The sequence below is a fragment of the Vibrio hepatarius genome (assembly GCF_018860525.1).
Taxonomy (GTDB): domain Bacteria; phylum Pseudomonadota; class Gammaproteobacteria; order Enterobacterales; family Vibrionaceae; genus Vibrio; species Vibrio hepatarius_B.
Window position 1 is genome coordinate 36,810 of record NZ_JAHKPM010000018.1, and the last position, 17,962, is coordinate 54,771.

Here is a 17,962-nt window from a genome sequence, read left to right on the forward strand (position 1 = left end):
TAAATTTATATCGACGCCCTAGATTAGAAAGTGTAGTTATTGTGCATGGGCTTTATCGTCGAATCGGTTCGTGCAATATCACAGTGTTATTTAATGACTCAATGCCGTTAAATGACTCTATTTCATTGCACAAGGTGTGGATCGACTGAAGATCAGGTGCCTCTATAAGAGCGATAATATCGTACGCGCCACCGACGATACTGGTGACTCTCACCTCTGGAAGCTCTTTTAGTGCCTCTGTGACATTGTTCTTCTTTCCTTTTTCACAAGAAATAAGTAGGTAGCTAGACGCTAACCTACCTTCTTTCTCTACTCGAATTTGGGCGGTATAGCCTTTTATAATACCGGTTTTTTCCAGTCGGCTGATACGCTCAGCGACAGCGGTACGTGATAAACCAATATTGCGTGATAAATTCGCTATTGATTCTCGGCCATTTGACAAGAGACTTGAAAGAATTTTCCTATCTAATTTATCCAATCCCTGAAGGTTTGTAGTTGACATCATTATCCTGCCTTACGCTGTTTTTATTAGTCTGCTTTTATAAGTTGATGGTTTCGGGTAGTGAGAAGTTATATAGCTCTGCTAAGGTAAATGGATTCCTTTGCGTAAGCGGTTTCACTCTCAGTTTCAGATCGCGACCTGAAACGGTTATGTCACTAACAAAACTACCATCATGTTGATTTGTTAGTGTTGATTGGCCTAATAGTCTGTAGATTGCCCACTGACCATCCTTGCTCAATACGTACTGTTTACCTTCGTCAGTTACGTCCTGAATAGTAATGCTGACGTTAAATTCACCACTTTTTGGTGGCCATTCTAATTCTTGGATTCGACTTGGACCATGGTAATAGCTCATTTGTGAGTCGGCGACTCTAATGGTTGCACGTATGGCACTTGAGTCTAAGTCTAAGACTTTAGTAGTAAATGGAATCGATACGCGGTTCGTGCTCTTATTAATTAAGGTGTCACGTATGACATTGTAATTTTTCAGTTGCACCAAAAGTTGTGGAGTGAGAGGCATGTTTTCTCCTTCTACTCGTTTAGGTGTCCAGAGATTAGTATCGTAAAATGAAGCCAAGTTTTTTTGCACAAAGGTATCTATGATCCCGCCTTTAGCAAAAAGCAGCTCGAAATCTTCTAATGTAATTTCTTCCTCAGCATTCAAATCAAAAGGATATTTGTTGAGTGCTAAGTCTTTATACTTGGTATACACATCACTGTACCATTGGCTTTGCACACCTTTGGCTGACTCCGCGATCATGACTGACCAGCTTTGTTGAACCAAACCTAGTAACCAACTGCGAACTGGCTCTGGAGATTTCTGAGCAATTTGTTTAAGGCGAATTATCGGATCTGCTTCAGAGCTTTGCATTCGTTTTCGAGCCGCCAGTAATGAAGCCATTTGTGGATCTGGTGAGTCGGCTATATCTTTCATATAGGTTCTAAGCCGGCTCAATGCTGTCACGATTTCATCCCAAGGAGTAGGGGAGTTTGGCGTCTCGTTAATTTGCAACTGATTTAGTTGATAGAAAGCTTGCTCGACACGGCGCATCAATAAGTAGTCAGGTTGTACGAATTCTTCGGCTGAATCGGCAAGTTTATCGATAGCTTCGGTCGCCGCTTTAGGTAGCTTGTTTGCGAGCAGCTCATTCTCTCCTGTCGGCGAGAAATGGGTATTAGAATATACTTGTTTTAAAACAGTAGTAAGAGGTGATGCTGGTCCCGACACAAGATCAATTGCATTAGTAAGATCACCAATTGACTCATACTTTTTAACTTTTAATTCGCTTAGTGCATTTCTCCAATAGCTTACGTAGTCATCGGTATATCTTTTGCGGATTTTATCTTTGAACTTTTTATGTTCTTTATCGCTTGGGATAACGTTTTTAGACAATCCCAGAACCCAGTTATTGGTGATCACGTCTTTGGACATTAAATCAATTCGTGGGCGATAAAAGGTACTAAAGCCTGTTGCCGTATAGACCTTACTGATATCGAGTAGTTGCTGGTCCACTTTATCATTGAAAACATTGTTAAAGTCAAAGCCGACGGCACGTTCCAAATTTAGAGTGCCGAGGTCGATGCTTTCAGCCTGGTGAATTAATTGCGCGTAGACCAGATCAATATTAGATTCTGCGAGTAATGTTCGACGTGTTGCTCGAACGATGCCCATATTGATGTTGACTGGTGGGAAATCAGTTCTGAAGTAAGCGTTGAGATAGTTCATCGTTGTGTCGACTTGTTGTTGATCATTAATGATCTTGGATAAAGTCGAATTGGTCTGTGCAGTCATATAGCTTAAATCACGCTTATTTGGTTCTTTAAGCATGAGGTAACCTTTTAAAACAGGTAATGCTTTAAGTGGCTGATCTTGATACTGTGTCAATTGTACTCGGTACGTTTGCTCGATAACAGGCACTAATTCATTTTGAATAGAATCGAGTAGTGCTTGATAAGCGATCTGTGTTGCTGGTTCTAAGCGACTGACATTAAGAGAAATTACCTCCTCATCCATCGCTTTGCTACCTTCTAGCCAAGCGTTGTAAATAGGGTCGATTTTCTTAATAGCTTTCGCTAAATTTACGTCTAATTGTTGATTAATGTCTGAAGCAGCGATTTCCGTTTCAATATTGAGTAACTGGTATATAACACGAAGATTGCTATCGAGTGTGGTACCTAACAAATAGGCACCTGCAGATAAAAATACGATAGAGGCGACCATAGCCAAACGGCTTTGGCGTAATATGCGTTTGAGGTAAGTCTTATTTTCTCCGGCAAAGTCTGCTTCAGGCAGAATTTGGGACTCAATCAAAAATCGAATGAAATATGGTGTTTCAGATAATTGAGTATGCTCAGATGCAATAATTGGAAGGTTGAAATAGGTACTACAACTTTTTGCTAGCAAGTTGTATTTTCTGCCACCTTGAAGGCATGAAGCAAAAAATAACTCTCTTAAATCTAGATAATAAGCCCCTCGATTAACCTCACTTAAGCGCTGAACAACGTATTCAATTTCTTTTTGACAAATTTCAAGTTGTTTTGGAAATGAGAGAATGGCTTGTTTCTCTTTGGTTTCATTTGACCCAGAAGTTGAATCCAAGGCATTTTTTTCGATAACTCTAACTAGGTTATCGAAGCTATCACGGTAATAGTCTACGAGAACCCCTTTTGCATCTTTAAGAGCAATAGATAGATACTCAATATTATGCTTGAGAGGGCTTAACTGAACATACTCTTTGAAGCCTTGTAATTTATCTAATTTTGACACCACCATATAGATTGGAAGAGCTGTATTGGTGCGTTCGCAGATAGAAGTAACGCGTTCAATTAAAGCTGTTAGTGTATAATCGATTTGTTCTTCTTCAGAAATAATTAAAAACTCTAGGTCAGTAAAGAACAAACAACCTGCAAACGGCTTACGAGGCCGACTTTTAAGTACTTCGCCAACTAATGCCGCCCATAATAAAGTGTCAGAAGCAGAGACTTCTTGGAATACCAACCTTTGGTCAGGTTTGAGGTATACGGCTTCGTCAGACTCATACCATTCGAAAAAATCATTTTTTGCAGTCTTTGAATTATCAAGAGTTTTGATTGCATTTGAACTAAATAAGAACTGCTTTTTACCTGCTGCACGGTTGCCTAGCAGCAAATAAATTGGCTTGCCCTTAGAACTGGTAAGCAGTGGCTTCAATACTAAGCTTAAGGCTTCTTCTTCAGTTTCAAGTTGTTGTTCACGGCCTCGTTTTTTCTTTCTGAAAAAAAGTACGGCTTGATACGACAAAAAAGCAAGAGCGATTATACCAATGCCGACAAACCAAATCGTCTTTGTAATGGTGTCAGGTGCCCAAAAATGCGCAGCAGAGAGTCCAGCAATAAACACTAAAGCGAGTACAGTGGAGAGGAATATCGGATGACGTATTATATTTTTTAACATGGTTATTCAGCCACAACTTTATCTAGTGATGTTTGGATTTGTGCCGCCTTGAGCTGAGCGATTTTATGTATGTAAATGTTTATCAAGACTAGGGAGCGATCAAGCTCGGTCGGGTCATTGGCCTTCTCGGCATATTCAATTCTCCCTAGGAGAGGAAATAGTGAATTACTGTATTGATATGCAAGTTGGGTATTGGTGTCATTGTTACCAAGCTTTAAGTTTGCAATGGCTGTTCGCGCACGTGAAAAGCGATTGCTGATGTCTTTAAAGTCCTGTTCCATCTGACTTTCAAAACGATTTAGCTCAGTTGATAATACTTGCACGGAAGATGAATCGGAATAAAGGTTTGCAAGGTTATCGGTGATTTCTATTAAATTTGACAATTGACTCACTTTCTTTGGTGAGTGTTCTAGGTCAAAAACCATCTTGTCAATAGCACTAATGAGTGGTTGTTTTAACTGTTCAATAGTGTCTTGTTTCTCGGTATTTAAGCCTTGTGTTACTTGCAGTAAGACCGAGATATTGTTTGATGCAATCTTTTGTTTGTATTCCGTCAGCAATTGATCTTTTTTTAGATAGAAAGCACTTAAAGCAAATATAAAAACACCCACAGCAACAGCGATGGTCCACACAGCAGAGCGATTGCTCTTTGGTTCAGCATCATGATGAGGAAGTGTTTGAGCCGTGGATGGATTAATCTTGACTGTTATGGGCGGCACACTATTATTTATGGCCTGCGACTTTTCTATTTGTTTTTGAGATTTTTTCTTCGCTTGTTCTTTTTTATCTTCCGCGTCTTTTAATTCATCAATAAATTGACTCAGTGTACGCCTTACTCCACCAAGAGAAGGTGCTTTGTGTCCATAATAGAGTCTTAGTTCTTCTTCTATTCTTAGGCAGACTCTGTGTCCAGCTTCAAGGACAGCTTTATCTTCAAGGGTGATGTTAAATTGCTTGACTCTTTTTTCACCATGCTCTGCTAACCATTCAAAAGCGCCAATCCTAGCGCTTGATTTTGAAACTTCTGGGTAAGATGATGACCAATAAACCACGCATAAGTCCAGAATGGCATTGAGTGCATCGACAAATCCGATTAAGCCGTCGTTATGTGCCGAAGCTACCGCATAGTAGCAACCACAACGTAGATCTTTACTCTGATTCTTAAGGATCGCTTTGGACAATTGTTGTACTTTTTTCCACGAGACGCGCCCCGTCACCTTATTGATATTGTTTATCTGTCGTTTTATCTCCTCAAAATCTTCGAGGTTGTTCGGGTTGACTCCGCAAGGAGTCTGCTCGCTTATTGGCCGTCGAGCGAAGTCTGAAAAGTACATTAATCCTACCCAAGTGACGCTAGTTATAAAGGCTCAACCAAGTTTATAAAAAATTCTTAATTAAGATGTTTTATTATCAATGTGGGATTTTACGTCGGAGAAAAGCAATTTGTAGATAATATATTGATTAAAAATGATTAAAGTTTATTAACTGTGAACCGTGTCAGTTGGTACTAAAGTTTAGTTGATGTTTTTATCATTAATGGTTTTCTTTTTCATTTACCATCTGGTTAAATAAACGCCATTCTATAAAGTTGGTTGAGTATTAAAATATATTCACATTATGCAAATTATTTAAATCGCTTGTATGAAATTCACCCAGACAGTCGAAGTGTCTATTTTTCTAGGGAATAAGAAGGTAACACTAGGGGAAAGGAAATAATTATGTGGGATTTTTTTTTCGCTATTGAATTTGTAACTTAGCCTGCTATTTTGCTCACTTGTTTATTTATGTTTTTACTTTAGACCTTTTGAGGATAAAAGGATGAGTAAGTTATGTCAGTGGGGTTTATTGGCCCTAGTATGCACAGTATCGACGGCGGTCAATGCGAAGGGAGAGCGCTACGGTGGCTCTGTGAATATGTTGAGTATTGATTCGATAGAGTACGAGCAAGGAGACAGTGGTACCGCTGATACAATCCGTTATGGCTTCGTACATACTCGACCAATCGATGAAGATAATAATCGCTGGAGATGGTGGTTAGGGTTTAACTACCTTAGTGAGTCAGTTGATGCCCCTAGCAATGGAATTTATCAAGAAGTTACTAACTATGAGTTACGAGTTGTTCCTCAGTACGCATTAGGTAATTGGTCTATTTTTACACCTTATATTGGTGCTGGTATTTCAGCCGCCTATAGCCAGTATTCTAATCGTTGGCCAGTTGATGGCGATGGATTTAAATATGGCGCTCAACTTGATGATATTGACCAGTTTGAAGCAGGTGCCGTAGCAACTTTAGGTACTGTTATTAAATTGGGAAGTAATCCTGATGCCCATATTCAGGTTGTTCCACAAGTTTCTTATATTCTGCCGATCTATAACGATGGTTTGGGTGGACTTGAACTTTCAGTATCACTTCTATTTTAGAGGGTAATAGCTTTGTTAGAGCGCTTGGTCATAGTCATATCAAAGCACCCTGAAGAATATACGGGAGCAAAATTTGTAGAATTGCCAGACAGTGGTGGTTCTATTGGGCGTAATCCAGGTTGTTCAGTACCTTTGATTGATCATAATCGTTATATATCGAGTACCCATTGCCTTGTCAGTATGTATGGAGATGCGCATTACATTAGTGATGTTAGTACTAATGGGTTGATTGTGAACGGAAATAAGTTACTTAAAAACCAACCAATTCCGGTTCATGAAGGAGATATTATTACCTTAGGCCAATATGAGTTATCAGTCAGTGTTGAGAAGGAAGCTGATACCTTAGATATTGCATGTGATATTACGCCAGATAGGGATAACAAAGATCCATTACTGAATTTGGAGGAAATTGAATTTGAGTTGGAGCAGGAAGGGCCATTAGAGGAGATATTTTTTGAAACTCAATCAAATGAGTCGGATCTATCTGATCCTATGGCACATTTAGACTTTTCTTTAAAACAAGATGATAACCATCTGATTAGAACAGAAGGTCATGAGCCTGAAACAATTTCAGCAATTGATGAGTCAACACGACAGCTTGTTGATGATAGTTTAAGTGTTTATTCCGAATTTGATGCGCCTAGTTTGATTCCTGAAGACTGGATGTCTGGCGAGGAAACCCGAACTATCGAGGTTGCGTTACCAGCAGAGCAAGAAGTAGAGAGTATAAGTAAACAGCCCAATAGTCTTTTAAATTCCCCAGACGAACGTTCAGCTCAAGAATGGGAAGAAATGGCTTCCAATCATGAAACACATCAAATAAATGAAAGTGAAATAAAAATGCCTTCAGCCAATGGTGGAGCCATTGACGCTTTCAGAAAGGGGTTAGGTATCACCGACAACTCACTATTAGAAGATGATCCACGCCTATTTGAACAAATGGGCATGTGTTTACGTTTGTGTATGACTAAGCTACAGCATGAGCTGGTTGAAATTGAAGAGTTGAAACAATCCCCTGCGGCTACAGATACTGATCTTATTAGCTTGATGCTTGACTTAAACAAACAAAGCATGCTCTCACCTAATGAACTTGTTGAACAGATGCTGGATGAAATTAGTGAACATAAATTGCTCTATGAGCAAGCACTAAATAGTTATGTTCAACAAAGTATTAGTCTATATGATCCAATAGTATTTGAGCAAAAACATGAAAATAAAGGCTTTTTGATTAAACAAAAGTTATGGGACTCATATAAGTTACATTATTTGGAGAGTTTGAAAGGTGTCCATGGTATTGGCACCAAGAAACTTGTACAAGAAAACTATAATAGGCTGTTAAAAGAAAAACATGCGTAAATTTATTTTCATAGTATCCCTGTTATGCTTATCGGGTTGCTCGATGTGGGAACAGTTTAAAGAATCGAGTGGGATTACACCGGAAACCTCTTCTATCGAATTGATAATTGAAGCCTCCCCTCAACTTAACGTACGTAAAAAGGGCCAACCTTCACCGGTTATATTACGCATTCATGAACTCACATCTCCTGTTTTATTTCGTAATCTTGATTTTTTCGCTCTGTTTGATAACGACAAAGAGTCCTTAGGTGACGAATACATAAAGCGCTATGAATATCAGTTGAAGCCCGGTGAGAAAATTCATCAGGTTTTGGAATTGGATCCTGCTACACGAGCGCTAGGCTTTTCTGCCGCTTTTCGCGACATCAATGGCTCATCTTGGAGAAAGCTCGAGATAATTGAAGAGAAATCTGAGTACTTCTTGAAACTTAATCTAGAGGAAAATGAATTATCATTTGATTCTACGCGCGGAATTGAACAAACATATTTTTAAGGAATATCAAGATGTCACTATATAATCCTGTGGTGTGGCAAGATGGCATGTTCATGAAGCCACAGCATTTTCAGCAGTTGGATCGATCTCAAACTAAACGAAGTAGCATGCTGTTCTCCAGTAGTTCGCCTTTGTTTTGGGGTGTGAATCGCATAGAGATAAACACTGAGCTTTTGACGCAGGGTAAAATTGCTGTGACAAGTGCGGCGGGTATATTGCAAGATAAGACACCTTTTGACTTGCCGCTTCTTGCAGATGTCCCTGACGTTAAAGAAGTGGACCCTTCTGTAACAGATAAAATTATTTATCTATGTTGCCCACTTCCGTCAGAACGAGAGGAAGTATTTGGTTCTGATAGAGATGATGTGCGTTACATTGTCAGCTATCAGGATGCGGTTGATTCTTGTTATGATAATGAAGACACCGCCAATATTACAGTCGGAAAGCTGAAATTTTGTTTGATGTATGAAGATGAGGATCGAAGTGCTTTTACAGGCATTCCAATCCTCAAAATCTCAGAAGTCAAAGCGGATGGTAGTGTTGTTCTTGATGATCGTTATATACCTACGTGTATCGATATTAAAGCATCAGAATTATTGACAAAGTTTACTAATGAATTTGCTTCTATGCTGAAGCACCGTGCTGAGTCCATCGTTGAGCGACTTGGCACAGTCGACCAACAGGGAGTTTCTACTGTATCAGACTTTATGCTCTTACAAGCGCTGAATCGCTATGAGCCGCTATTTTGGCATTTTTCGAGTGTGGAAGGAGTGCATCCCGAGTCTCTATATCGAACTCTTCTCCAAGTTGAAGGCGAGCTGTCCACCTTATGCTCAACATCACGCAGGCCACCAGATTTTGTTGAATATAACCACGGTGAATTGACTGCCTGTCTATCAAAAACCCTGGATCATGCCAAGCGAACACTAAGTGTAATGTCTGAGCAGCGAGCTATACCTTTAACTCTTCAAGAGCAAAGCTTTGGCATTCGTACTGCAGTGATTCCCGATAAGAAGGTTGCCGAATCCGCAACCTTTATCTTGGCAGTTAAAGCGGATGTTACTCTTGATATTCTTCATACTCAGTTTGTAAGTCAAACCAAGATTGGAGCTATCGATAATATTCGTGATTTGATTAATCTTCAACTACCGGGTATCAGTATCAAGCCTATGCCAGTAGTACCGCGTGCTCTACCTTATCATGCGGGTTATACCTACTTTGAACTTGAGAGATCAAGTGAAGAGTGGGCTGCACTTGAGAAAGCTTCAGCTATTGCTGTACATGTCTCGGGTGACTTTGCCAATCTATCACTTCAGCTATGGGCAGTGAGAGTATGAGTTACATAGATAACGATGTTACTGTTGTACTTTTCCAACCTGATCCAGGTAAACCAATGGAGGTTATGCCTGCACCAGACCTATCCAGAAACATTGCAGTTAAAGACCCGAATATCGAGACTATGGGTGTTAATCCTTTAGTTGATCAGTTTTCATGGTTAATTGCGAGTCTGTCTTGTATGTCTTCTATCCCATGGTTAGAAGACCCTCAGCCGTTTAGGGAACAAATTGCGAGAGAAATTCGTAAAGGCGAGCGTAAATTGAATGAGATGGAAGTTGATAGAGCATCTGTTTTGGTTATCCGGTATTGTTTATGTGCCGCTATAGATGAAGCTGTATGTCGTCAAGAGTGGGGGGCAAATAGTAATTGGAGCCAAAATAGTTTACTGGCAGAATTTCACAATGAGACTTCTGGTGGTGATAAGTTTTTCACCATACTGGAGCGTCTAAAAGCGGATCCTAGACGCTACCGCTACGTTATCGAGCTTCTGTATCTTCTTATTCAATTAGGCTTTCAGGGTAAGTATGGCCGCGAAGAAAGGGGACAAGAAAAACTCGCAGATATAGCGAATACCATTTACCGTCTAATCAAGGATGAAAGAATGGCTGAAAATGAGAAAGTTTCGCTGGTCAATTTAAAAGCAAAATATCTCAAGCAGCCTTTAAAGCGTGTTATCCCTCCTAAAGTGACCCTTGGTGTTTCTGCTCTTTTATTTTCAGTTATGTACCTTATTACCTACGTGATCATTGATACAAACTTTCAGAACCTGTTAAACAACTTCCAGTAAAAAAGTCTGCGTTATGCAGACTTTTCCTCAAAAATTAATCTTTTAGACTAGAAAATATTAAATGTGTTACCTGATATGGTTGATACTCGACATAGCTAGGTAGGGCGCCCAGTTACGTCTAGTGGTAGCTTCTCATTGGTACTCTTTTATTTAGTAATAAAGAGTTAAATTTCTATATTAAATAAAAGATTAATGCGGTATCTATGAGTCTTAATTTACATATATTTAATATAAATAATTTTTTAATTATAAATTAAATACGAATTTTTATTAAATATAAGATTAATAAAAACTTATACATCTAATAATGTAATAATAAAGAATGAAAGAGAGATTAAAACTAATGAAATATTTAAAAATGGTAAAAAGTATTTAATAAACATGACCTTAGCGTCTAATGATTTAATTATCCCTTACTTAAAGCCTTTTTAAAACAATGAGATACAGCCATTTAACATCAAGGCAACATTTCATCCTATATGAGATCTCGTTCAACATTATGCAACTAAGTTCAAAAATTGTTTGAACTGTAATATTAAGTCTTTACCTTAAAATAACAGAACAGGAACGTAAGGTTCCTGACTAATATATAACTAATGACGTTGGTTGGTGTTTATTTGAAGCACCGGAGATATAGCAGATGAAAAATTATTTTCTGTTACGAATGGAGTCTCATCGATGAAAAAACTTGCTTTGGTCACAGGATCAAAAGGTGGTATAGGTTCTGCAATTTCCTCGCAGTTAGTTAAGGACGGTTATCGTGTAATCGCAACCTACTCTACAGGTAATTATCAGAGTGCTTTAGATTGGTTTGATGAAAAGCAATTTAGCCAAGACCAAGTTCGTTTATTTGAGCTTGATGTGACTGACACAGAGCAATGTGCAGAGCGGTTAATTCAGTTATTACAGGAAGAAGGAACCTTGGATGTTGTCGTCAATAATGCAGGTATTACTCGTGATTCAACATTTAAGAAGATGAAAGCCTCAGCTTGGAAAGATGTCATAGACACGAATCTAAATAGCGTATTTAACGTGACTCAGCCTCTATTTGATTCTATGTGTGAAAAAGGTAACGGGCGCATCATTAATATCTCTTCTGTAAATGGTTTGAAAGGGCAATTTGGCCAAGCTAACTACTCAGCGGCAAAAGCAGGGATGATTGGGTTTTCGAAAGCGCTGGCAGCAGAAGGGGCAAGAAGTGGCGTGACGGTTAATGTTGTAGCACCGGGCTATACGGGTACACCAATGGTTGAGCAGATGAAACCAGAAGTCTTGGAAGCAATCAAAGCTCAAATCCCTATGAAGCGTTTGGCGACACCAGAAGAAGTTGCTCAGTCGGTATCGTTTTTAGTCAGTGATGCAGGAGCTTATATTACAGGTGAAACTTTGTCTGTAAATGGCGGCTTATACATGCATTAAGAAAGGGGAGTCTAATGGAAAAAATTTATATTGTAGCTGCTAAGCGAACCCCTATTGGATCCTTTGGTGGCACTCTTAAAGGCATTTCAGCAGGTGATCTGGGTGCTGTTGCGATTAAAGCGGCATTAGAAGCTGGAAATATTGAGCCAAAACTTGTTGATGAAGTCATTGTCGGAAATGTTGTCGGTGCTGGACAAGGTATGGGCATAGGGCGCCAAGCGGCAATTCATGCTGGTATTCCCGCTAATGTCCCTGCTTACACTTTGAATATGGTTTGTGGCAGTGGAATGAAAGCCGTGATGGATGCAGTTAGCCACATACGCAGTGGGGATGCTTCAATCGTGGTAGCTGCAGGTGTAGAAGTGATGTCTCAAATCCCTTTTACTACTCCAAGTAATATCCGCGATGGTCATAAAATGGGACATATGAATCTGACTGATCTGCTAATTAGTGACGGTTTGACTGATGTGTTTAATCAATACCATATGGGGATGACAGCGGAAAATGTTGCTCGTGAAGTAGGGGTCAGTCGAATTCAGCAAGATGAGTATGCTCTTTCAAGTCAAATGAAAGCCACCGCTGCAATTGAAGCCGGTAAGTTTGAAGATGAGATTGTTGCAGTTGATGTAAAACATCGAAGAGATACCATTAGATTCTCGACGGACGAGTACCCTAAAGTCAACGCAACACTTGACGGCTTAGCTAAACTGCGCCCAGCGTTTGAAAAAGAAGGCACAGTGACAGCTGGTAATGCCTCAGGTATCAATGATGGTGCAAGTGCCATTATTGTTGTTAGTGAAAGTGCGGTCCAAGAATTTGGATTTAAGCCTATAGCCGAAATTGTTAGCTATGCTCAGTCAGGCCTTGAGCCAGAGATAATGGGGTTAGGTCCTGTAGAAGCGGTCACTCAAGCATTGAGTAAGGCTGAGATTCCTGCTTGTGATGTTGATCTTTATGAACTCAATGAGGCGTTTGCAGCTCAAGCTTTGGGTGTCATACACCAGCTGGCTGATATTCATAATATACCAAGCAGCTCTATTTTGGAAAAAGCAAACGTAAATGGTGGAGCGATAGCACTCGGTCACCCGCTTGGAGCATCAGGAAATCGAATTTTGGTTTCTCTAGTTCACGAGCTAAACAGAAGAAATGGTAATTTTGGTGTTGCTTCCCTGTGTGTAGGCGGGGGTATGGGCACGGCAGTAGTTGTCAAATCAATCGCTTGAATTCGAGTTAGTCGAATTTAAGCCAACAATAATGGAATTAATCCAGGAGTATTAATATGTATACTGACTTTTTTAAATCTTTCACTGACCAAACAGAGAAAAGTCTAGAACCTTATATCAAGTTTAACAAGCTTGTTACTAAGAATGTTGAAGTTTTAACAGAGCTTCAATTAAATGCAATCCGCACATACAGTGAGATGGGTTTAACTCAAATGAAAGCAGCCAGTGAAATTAAAGATGTTACTTCTTTAACATCTTTTAATGGTCAGCAATTGTCTGTTCTTTCTAAATTATCTCATCAGATGATGGACGATAGTAATAAGCTTCAGTCAATTGCCAAAGAGTTCAAAGATGATGTTGACCAATTGACAACGGAAAACCTTAAGACAGTGACTCCAGTATAACACTGACTTGTGTGCCGCTAAATTGGCGGCACTTTTCCGAACTTAGGAGTAGCAATATGTATCAACACTTCTTTTCGGACTACCTTGTAAAGCTTCAAGAAACCAATCAACAGTGGTGGAAAGATTTAGAACTAAACAGGGCAGCCGTTAACTCCCCTCTCAATAAAGCAATGCAAGAAGTCAACTTCGAAGACACCTCAAAACTTTTTGAAAGTGCTGCAAATCAACCAGCGGCAATACTACAGATTCAAGTTGAATGGTGGCAACAACAGCTAGAAATTTGGCAAAATGTAGCATTAGCACAAAATGGTGAAACGATTGTTGAGGCAGAGAAGGGCGACAAAAGATTTTCTAATGAAGAGTGGCAGAATGAAATCTTCTACAACTTCATTAAGCAATCTTATTTACTTTTTAGTCAGACTTATTTAAAGACAATCGACAGCATGGAAGGCCTAGACGAAAAAGCGAAAGAACGGATTAGCTTTTTCTCACGTCAAGCACTCAACGCGTTGTCGCCAAGTAATTTTATTGCAACTAACCCTGAATTGTTAAAGCTGACGTTGGAACAAAACGGTGAAAACCTATTGTCGGGGCTTGAGCAGTTACAAGAAGATATAGAATCGAGTGCTGACATTCTAAAGATCCGAATGACAAACAATAATTCATTCCGGTTAGGCGATGATGTGGCTAATACTGCGGGTGATATTGTTTATTGTAATGAGCTATTCGAACTGATTCAGTACCGCCCGCTTACTGAAAATGTTCATGCTACACCTCTACTGTTTGTTCCCCCATTTATTAACAAATACTATATCCTTGATTTACGTGAGAAGAACTCATTAGTACGTTGGTTGCTAGAGCAGGGACATTCGGTATTTATGATGTCTTGGCGCAACCCAGGTAAAGAGCAAAGTCAAATTGAATTTGGAGACTATGTCACTGAGGGAGTAGCGAAAGCTGTTTCGGCAATTGAAGATATAACAGGGCAAGAACAAATTAATGCCGCTGGATATTGTATTGGTGGGACTGTACTGGCTAGTACTATTGCCTATTATGCCGCGAAGAGAATGAAGAAGCGCATTAAGAGTGCTACTTTCTTTACCACATTATTAGATTTCTCTCAGCCTGGAGAAGTCGGTGCTTATATTAACGATACAATCATTAATGCAATCGAAGCACAAAATAACGAAAAAGGTTTCATGGATGGGCGCTCATTGAGCGTAACGTTCAGTTTATTAAGAGAAAACAGCCTTTACTGGAACTATTATGTAGACAATTATCTCAAAGGGCAAAGCCCAGTTGATTTTGATTTACTCTATTGGAATAGTGATAGCACCAACGTTAGTGCCTCTTGCCACAATTTTATGCTTCGTGAGTTGTACCTAAACAACAAATTAGTGAAGGAAAAAGGCGTTAAGATTGGTGGGGTATGGATAGATCTTAATAAGATTAAAATACCGAGCTATTTTGTGTCTACGAAGGAAGACCATATTGCCTTGTGGCAGGGAACATATCGTGGTGCTCTTAATGTTGGTGGTAACAAAACTTTTGTTCTGGGTGAATCTGGACATATTGCAGGTATTATCAACCCCCCTGAAAAAAGAAAATATGGTTTTTGGACCAATGAAAGTTTAGATGAAAATGCAGATGAATGGTTAGCAAATGCAAAGCATGCTGAGGGGTCATGGTGGACACATTGGAATCAATGGCTATTGAGTTTTAGCCCTGAAGAGCAACGTGAACCATTCAATGTTGGCAGCGAACAATTCTCGGTATTAGGTCCAGCCCCAGGGAATTATGTCAAGCAAGTGCTTCCAATTGAAGAAAGTACCAGTTAACAGTTATTTTATGTAAGTTTGGCCCTGAGTGGATAACTCGGGGCTGTTTAGTTTTTATAAGGATTGAAAGTCTTGCTATTGAACCATTTCATACATTCTCACTATTGATATATACATTATTGTTTTTTTTAATAAAAATAAATATGTAAATAAATTTAAAAAGAGCCCAACACCCACCTTATTTATTCACGAATGCTCATTTTTTCACTAAATAGATAGCTGATATTATGCAACATTTGAATTTCTGGTTATTTTTTTAATCAATAATCAGGGCGCCTACCTAACAAGAAAATGGATAATTAAGCGCTTTATTAAGTTGATCTAAGCTTTCTTGTTTGCTTTTATTGATTGCCTGTAGTTACCCTTCAATTTAGGTGAAAACGATGTTGGAAATTGCAAAAGATGTATCGGGTGATATTGGGTTGCTTAATTTTGAAAGCCAAGTCCAAGAGCTATTTCGATTACTCAATCTCGGTATTTCAAAAATAGAGTCAAAACAAGCTACTGGGCCGAAATTTTCGGTAGAGCCTTTCCTTTATCGCAACGAATTGAGCAAATGTAATATTCCCAAGTATGGGCATACTTGCGAAGAAGCAATAACAGCACTTAGTACGATTGTAGAGGGGAGCCTTAGACCACAGTCTAGTAATGAAGTGTATAACATGGTACCTCAACCTACCTCTATTTCACCAACATACTGGCAGGTATTTATGGGGGAACTTGGATGTCAATATTGTATGGATCCTACGCCTCTGGTAATCAGCGAGTGACTACGGACCAGCAGCCAGGTTCGGATATTGGCGTAATGTTTTCTTGCGATAACCAAAGCCATGCACTCAGCAGAGAAGAACTCATCCCTAAAATCACCGAATGTATTTCAGCGCATCATAAACGCGTTGGCGCTGTGGTAGATGATGAAGTACCCGCAGATTCTAAACACTTAATAAGTGCCGATGAAATGATGGAAGCGGCTTCCCTTCATATGTATTACCCAACTAATACTGAAGGTGTTGCAGATAAAGTCCATATCGATCCATTCTAAAAACGAAGAGGCGGTAAAAACCCTCACTGGTAAAGTGAAACAATCATTGTTGAACATGAGTCAAGATTTGCAGGAACAACTCGAGGATAAAGTAAGCTCTAGTATTGAGCAACAAATTCAGATTCTTATGGGGCAAGGTGAGAACAAAGGAGAATAATACCTACTCTTTACCATGCCTTTCGTCACGTAAATCCGGCACTTTATTGTTTAAAATAATTTCATATTAAGCATAGGCTTATTCTTACTATCGAAAGGCAATTTTTGTTGCATAATATCGATTGTATTTTTTATAAACATCTGATTATGATGTCATTCTATCTAATGAAAGGAATCGTGATGAAAACAATAGGTATTATTGGTGGTATGAGTTGGGAGTCTACTGCTAGCTACTATAAATTAATTAATCAGGCGGTTAAAGCGGAAAAAGGGGGTCTGCATTCCGCTAAAATTATTCTTTATAGTGTCGATTTTGCGGAAATTGAATGTCTACAAAAAAGTGAAGAGTGGGACAAAGCGGCTGTGCTTTTGAGTCAAGCTGCCCAGTCATTAGAGAAGGCTGGCGTCGACTTTATTATTGTTGCTACCAACACTATGCATAGGGTGTTTGATGAAATACAAGAAGGGGTATCGACTCCTTTATTACATATTGCTGATGCTACAGGCCAGAACTTAAGAGATCAAGATATTACCAGAGTGGGTTTACTTGGTACCGCATTTACGATGGAACAAGATTTTTATAAGCAACGCCTTAAGAACGCCTTTGGAATTGATGTTATCGTCCCTAATGGGGTGCAGCGCCGACTCGTCCACGATGTTATTTATGATGAGCTGTGTATAGGTAAAATAAGCTCTCGTTCTAAGCAAGACTTTAAAACGATTATTGAAGATCTTACTGCTGAAGGTGCCCAGGGGGTAATTTTAGGGTGCACTGAAATAGGACTTCTACTTGATAGTTCTGATATAGATATTCCAGTATTCGATACAACGGTAATACACGCTCAAGCAACCGTAAGAGAAGCTTTACAGCAGAGTTAAACAGTTTAGGTAGTTTATATCCTAACGTATATGAGACTACCTTATTGAGTCAGGGTACTGGCTATGTGATTTATCTTGAGAAAGTATTTATATATATGATAAATATGAAGTATGTATAATAACGAGATATAAAAACATGATCAGCATAAAACCTATCGCAATCGTTAAGAATAATATCGACTCTCCTCAAGATGACAATTGGGGTAGTGTGATTTCTAACATTGTGCTTGAGAATGAGATACCTTTGGAAACCTTGATAGGGCTTAACTCATTTTCTCATGTCACGATCGTTTTTTATATGCATAAAGTTATCGATGAGAAAATTTGTTTGGGTGCTCGACACCCAAGAAACAATTCTAACATTGATCCTGTAGGAATCTTATCTCAAAGAGGGAAAAACCGTATAAACAAAATTGGTGTCACGGATTGTTCAATTGTTGATGTTTCGGGTAATACTCTGAGAGTAAAGGGTCTGGATGCAATAAATGGGTCACTGGTTGTCGATATTAAACCAGTGTTTAAACAATTCCTTGTCGATAAAGAGAAAGTTATCCAGCCAATTTGGGTTGATAAGGTTATGAGCGATTACTTTAACGTCTAGGGAATAGGTCTGTTTATGGTTATTTTTAGTCTAAATAGAGCTTAACCAGGCATTAAAAGAGATGAAGTAG

16 protein-coding genes are annotated in these 17,962 nt (G+C 39.1%); 13 read left to right on the top strand and 3 right to left on the bottom strand.

The window, feature by feature from the left end; all coding sequences use genetic code 11:
• Positions 1-52: 52 nt before the first annotated feature.
• From KO511_RS05470 to KO511_RS05480, 3 genes are read right to left on the bottom strand one after another with little or no spacing between them, the layout of a single operon-like run.
• Positions 53-505 (bottom strand): Lrp/AsnC family transcriptional regulator, encoded by a 453-nt coding sequence (locus tag KO511_RS05470; protein ID WP_125322799.1) that lies wholly within the window; start codon positions 503-505, stop codon positions 53-55.
• Positions 506-539: 34 nt separating this feature from the next.
• A complete protein-coding gene (gene tssM, locus KO511_RS05475) occupies positions 540-3,935 on the bottom strand; it encodes a type VI secretion system membrane subunit TssM (protein ID WP_215986470.1) in 3,396 nt (1,131 codons plus the stop codon).
• Between the two features lie 2 nt (positions 3,936-3,937).
• A complete protein-coding gene (locus KO511_RS05480) occupies positions 3,938-5,269 on the bottom strand; it encodes a type VI secretion system ImpA family N-terminal domain-containing protein (protein WP_215986471.1) in 1,332 nt (443 codons plus the stop codon).
• Between the two features lie 484 nt (positions 5,270-5,753).
• Here KO511_RS05480 and KO511_RS05485 point away from each other — a divergent pair, with 484 nt between their 5' ends.
• From KO511_RS05485 to KO511_RS05545, 13 genes are all read left to right on the top strand, one after another.
• Positions 5,754-6,356, top strand: a complete 603-nt coding sequence (locus tag KO511_RS05485; protein WP_215986472.1) for a porin family protein — start codon at positions 5,754-5,756, stop codon at positions 6,354-6,356.
• 12 nt (positions 6,357-6,368) lie between these two features.
• Positions 6,369-7,712, top strand: coding sequence for a type VI secretion system-associated FHA domain protein (locus KO511_RS05490; RefSeq protein WP_215986473.1), 1,344 nt, complete (start codon positions 6,369-6,371; stop codon positions 7,710-7,712).
• Positions 7,705-8,205, top strand: coding sequence for a type VI secretion system lipoprotein TssJ (tssJ, locus tag KO511_RS05495; protein WP_215986474.1), 501 nt, complete (start codon positions 7,705-7,707; stop codon positions 8,203-8,205). The genes KO511_RS05490 and tssJ overlap by 8 nt, the downstream gene beginning before the upstream one ends.
• Before the next feature lie 11 nt (positions 8,206-8,216).
• On the top strand, positions 8,217-9,542 hold the full coding sequence (gene tssK, locus KO511_RS05500; RefSeq protein WP_215986475.1) for a type VI secretion system baseplate subunit TssK: 1,326 nt from the start codon (positions 8,217-8,219) through the stop codon (positions 9,540-9,542).
• Entirely contained in the window at positions 9,539-10,330 is a 792-nt protein-coding gene (gene icmH, locus KO511_RS05505; RefSeq protein WP_215986476.1) for a type IVB secretion system protein IcmH/DotU, read from the top strand. Before tssK ends, icmH begins: the two co-directional genes overlap by 4 nt.
• Positions 10,331-11,008: 678 nt before the next feature.
• Positions 11,009-11,749 carry an SDR family oxidoreductase gene (locus KO511_RS05510; RefSeq protein ID WP_215986477.1) on the top strand — a complete coding sequence of 247 codons (741 nt, stop codon included), beginning with the start codon at positions 11,009-11,011 and terminating at the stop codon, positions 11,747-11,749.
• A 14-nt stretch (positions 11,750-11,763) separates the two neighbouring features.
• Positions 11,764-12,972 carry an acetyl-CoA C-acetyltransferase gene (locus KO511_RS05515; protein WP_215986478.1) on the top strand — a complete coding sequence of 403 codons (1,209 nt, stop codon included), beginning with the start codon at positions 11,764-11,766 and terminating at the stop codon, positions 12,970-12,972.
• 56 nt (positions 12,973-13,028) lie between these two features.
• Positions 13,029-13,376, top strand: coding sequence for a phasin family protein (locus KO511_RS05520; RefSeq protein WP_215986479.1), 348 nt, complete (start codon positions 13,029-13,031; stop codon positions 13,374-13,376).
• Between the two features lie 56 nt (positions 13,377-13,432).
• On the top strand, positions 13,433-15,214 hold the full coding sequence (gene phaC / locus KO511_RS05525) for a class I poly(R)-hydroxyalkanoic acid synthase (protein WP_215986480.1): 1,782 nt from the start codon (positions 13,433-13,435) through the stop codon (positions 15,212-15,214).
• 383 nt (positions 15,215-15,597) lie between these two features.
• The gene (locus KO511_RS05530) at positions 15,598-15,984 is read left to right on the top strand and encodes a hypothetical protein (protein WP_215986481.1); all 387 of its coding nucleotides are present in this window, start codon (positions 15,598-15,600) and stop codon (positions 15,982-15,984) included.
• On the top strand, positions 15,981-16,256 hold the full coding sequence (locus KO511_RS05535; protein WP_215986482.1) for a hypothetical protein: 276 nt from the start codon (positions 15,981-15,983) through the stop codon (positions 16,254-16,256). Before KO511_RS05530 ends, KO511_RS05535 begins: the two co-directional genes overlap by 4 nt.
• 336 nt (positions 16,257-16,592) lie before the next feature.
• Positions 16,593-17,291: an aspartate/glutamate racemase family protein gene (locus KO511_RS05540; RefSeq protein ID WP_215986483.1), complete on the top strand. Its 699-nt coding sequence runs from the start codon at positions 16,593-16,595 to the stop codon at positions 17,289-17,291.
• Between the two features lie 136 nt (positions 17,292-17,427).
• Positions 17,428-17,892 carry a TrmO family methyltransferase domain-containing protein gene (locus KO511_RS05545; protein WP_215986484.1) on the top strand — a complete coding sequence of 155 codons (465 nt, stop codon included), beginning with the start codon at positions 17,428-17,430 and terminating at the stop codon, positions 17,890-17,892.
• Positions 17,893-17,962: the final 70 nt, after the last annotated feature.

Coding starts and splice junctions, on each gene's coding strand:
- KO511_RS05480 (WP_215986471.1), bottom strand. CDS start 5,269: ATGTACTTTTCAGACTTCGCTCGACGGCCAATAAGCGAGCAGACTCCT.
- KO511_RS05470 (WP_125322799.1), bottom strand. CDS start 505: ATGATGTCAACTACAAACCTTCAGGGATTGGATAAATTAGATAGGAAA.
- tssM (WP_215986470.1), bottom strand. CDS start 3,935: ATGTTAAAAAATATAATACGTCATCCGATATTCCTCTCCACTGTACTC.
- KO511_RS05510 (WP_215986477.1), top strand. CDS start 11,009: ATGAAAAAACTTGCTTTGGTCACAGGATCAAAAGGTGGTATAGGTTCT.
- KO511_RS05540 (WP_215986483.1), top strand. CDS start 16,593: ATGAAAACAATAGGTATTATTGGTGGTATGAGTTGGGAGTCTACTGCT.
- KO511_RS05545 (WP_215986484.1), top strand. CDS start 17,428: ATGATCAGCATAAAACCTATCGCAATCGTTAAGAATAATATCGACTCT.
- phaC (WP_215986480.1), top strand. CDS start 13,433: ATGTATCAACACTTCTTTTCGGACTACCTTGTAAAGCTTCAAGAAACC.
- KO511_RS05520 (WP_215986479.1), top strand. CDS start 13,029: ATGTATACTGACTTTTTTAAATCTTTCACTGACCAAACAGAGAAAAGT.
- tssK (WP_215986475.1), top strand. CDS start 8,217: ATGTCACTATATAATCCTGTGGTGTGGCAAGATGGCATGTTCATGAAG.
- KO511_RS05515 (WP_215986478.1), top strand. CDS start 11,764: ATGGAAAAAATTTATATTGTAGCTGCTAAGCGAACCCCTATTGGATCC.
- icmH (WP_215986476.1), top strand. CDS start 9,539: ATGAGTTACATAGATAACGATGTTACTGTTGTACTTTTCCAACCTGAT.
- tssJ (WP_215986474.1), top strand. CDS start 7,705: ATGCGTAAATTTATTTTCATAGTATCCCTGTTATGCTTATCGGGTTGC.
- KO511_RS05530 (WP_215986481.1), top strand. CDS start 15,598: ATGTTGGAAATTGCAAAAGATGTATCGGGTGATATTGGGTTGCTTAAT.
- KO511_RS05485 (WP_215986472.1), top strand. CDS start 5,754: ATGAGTAAGTTATGTCAGTGGGGTTTATTGGCCCTAGTATGCACAGTA.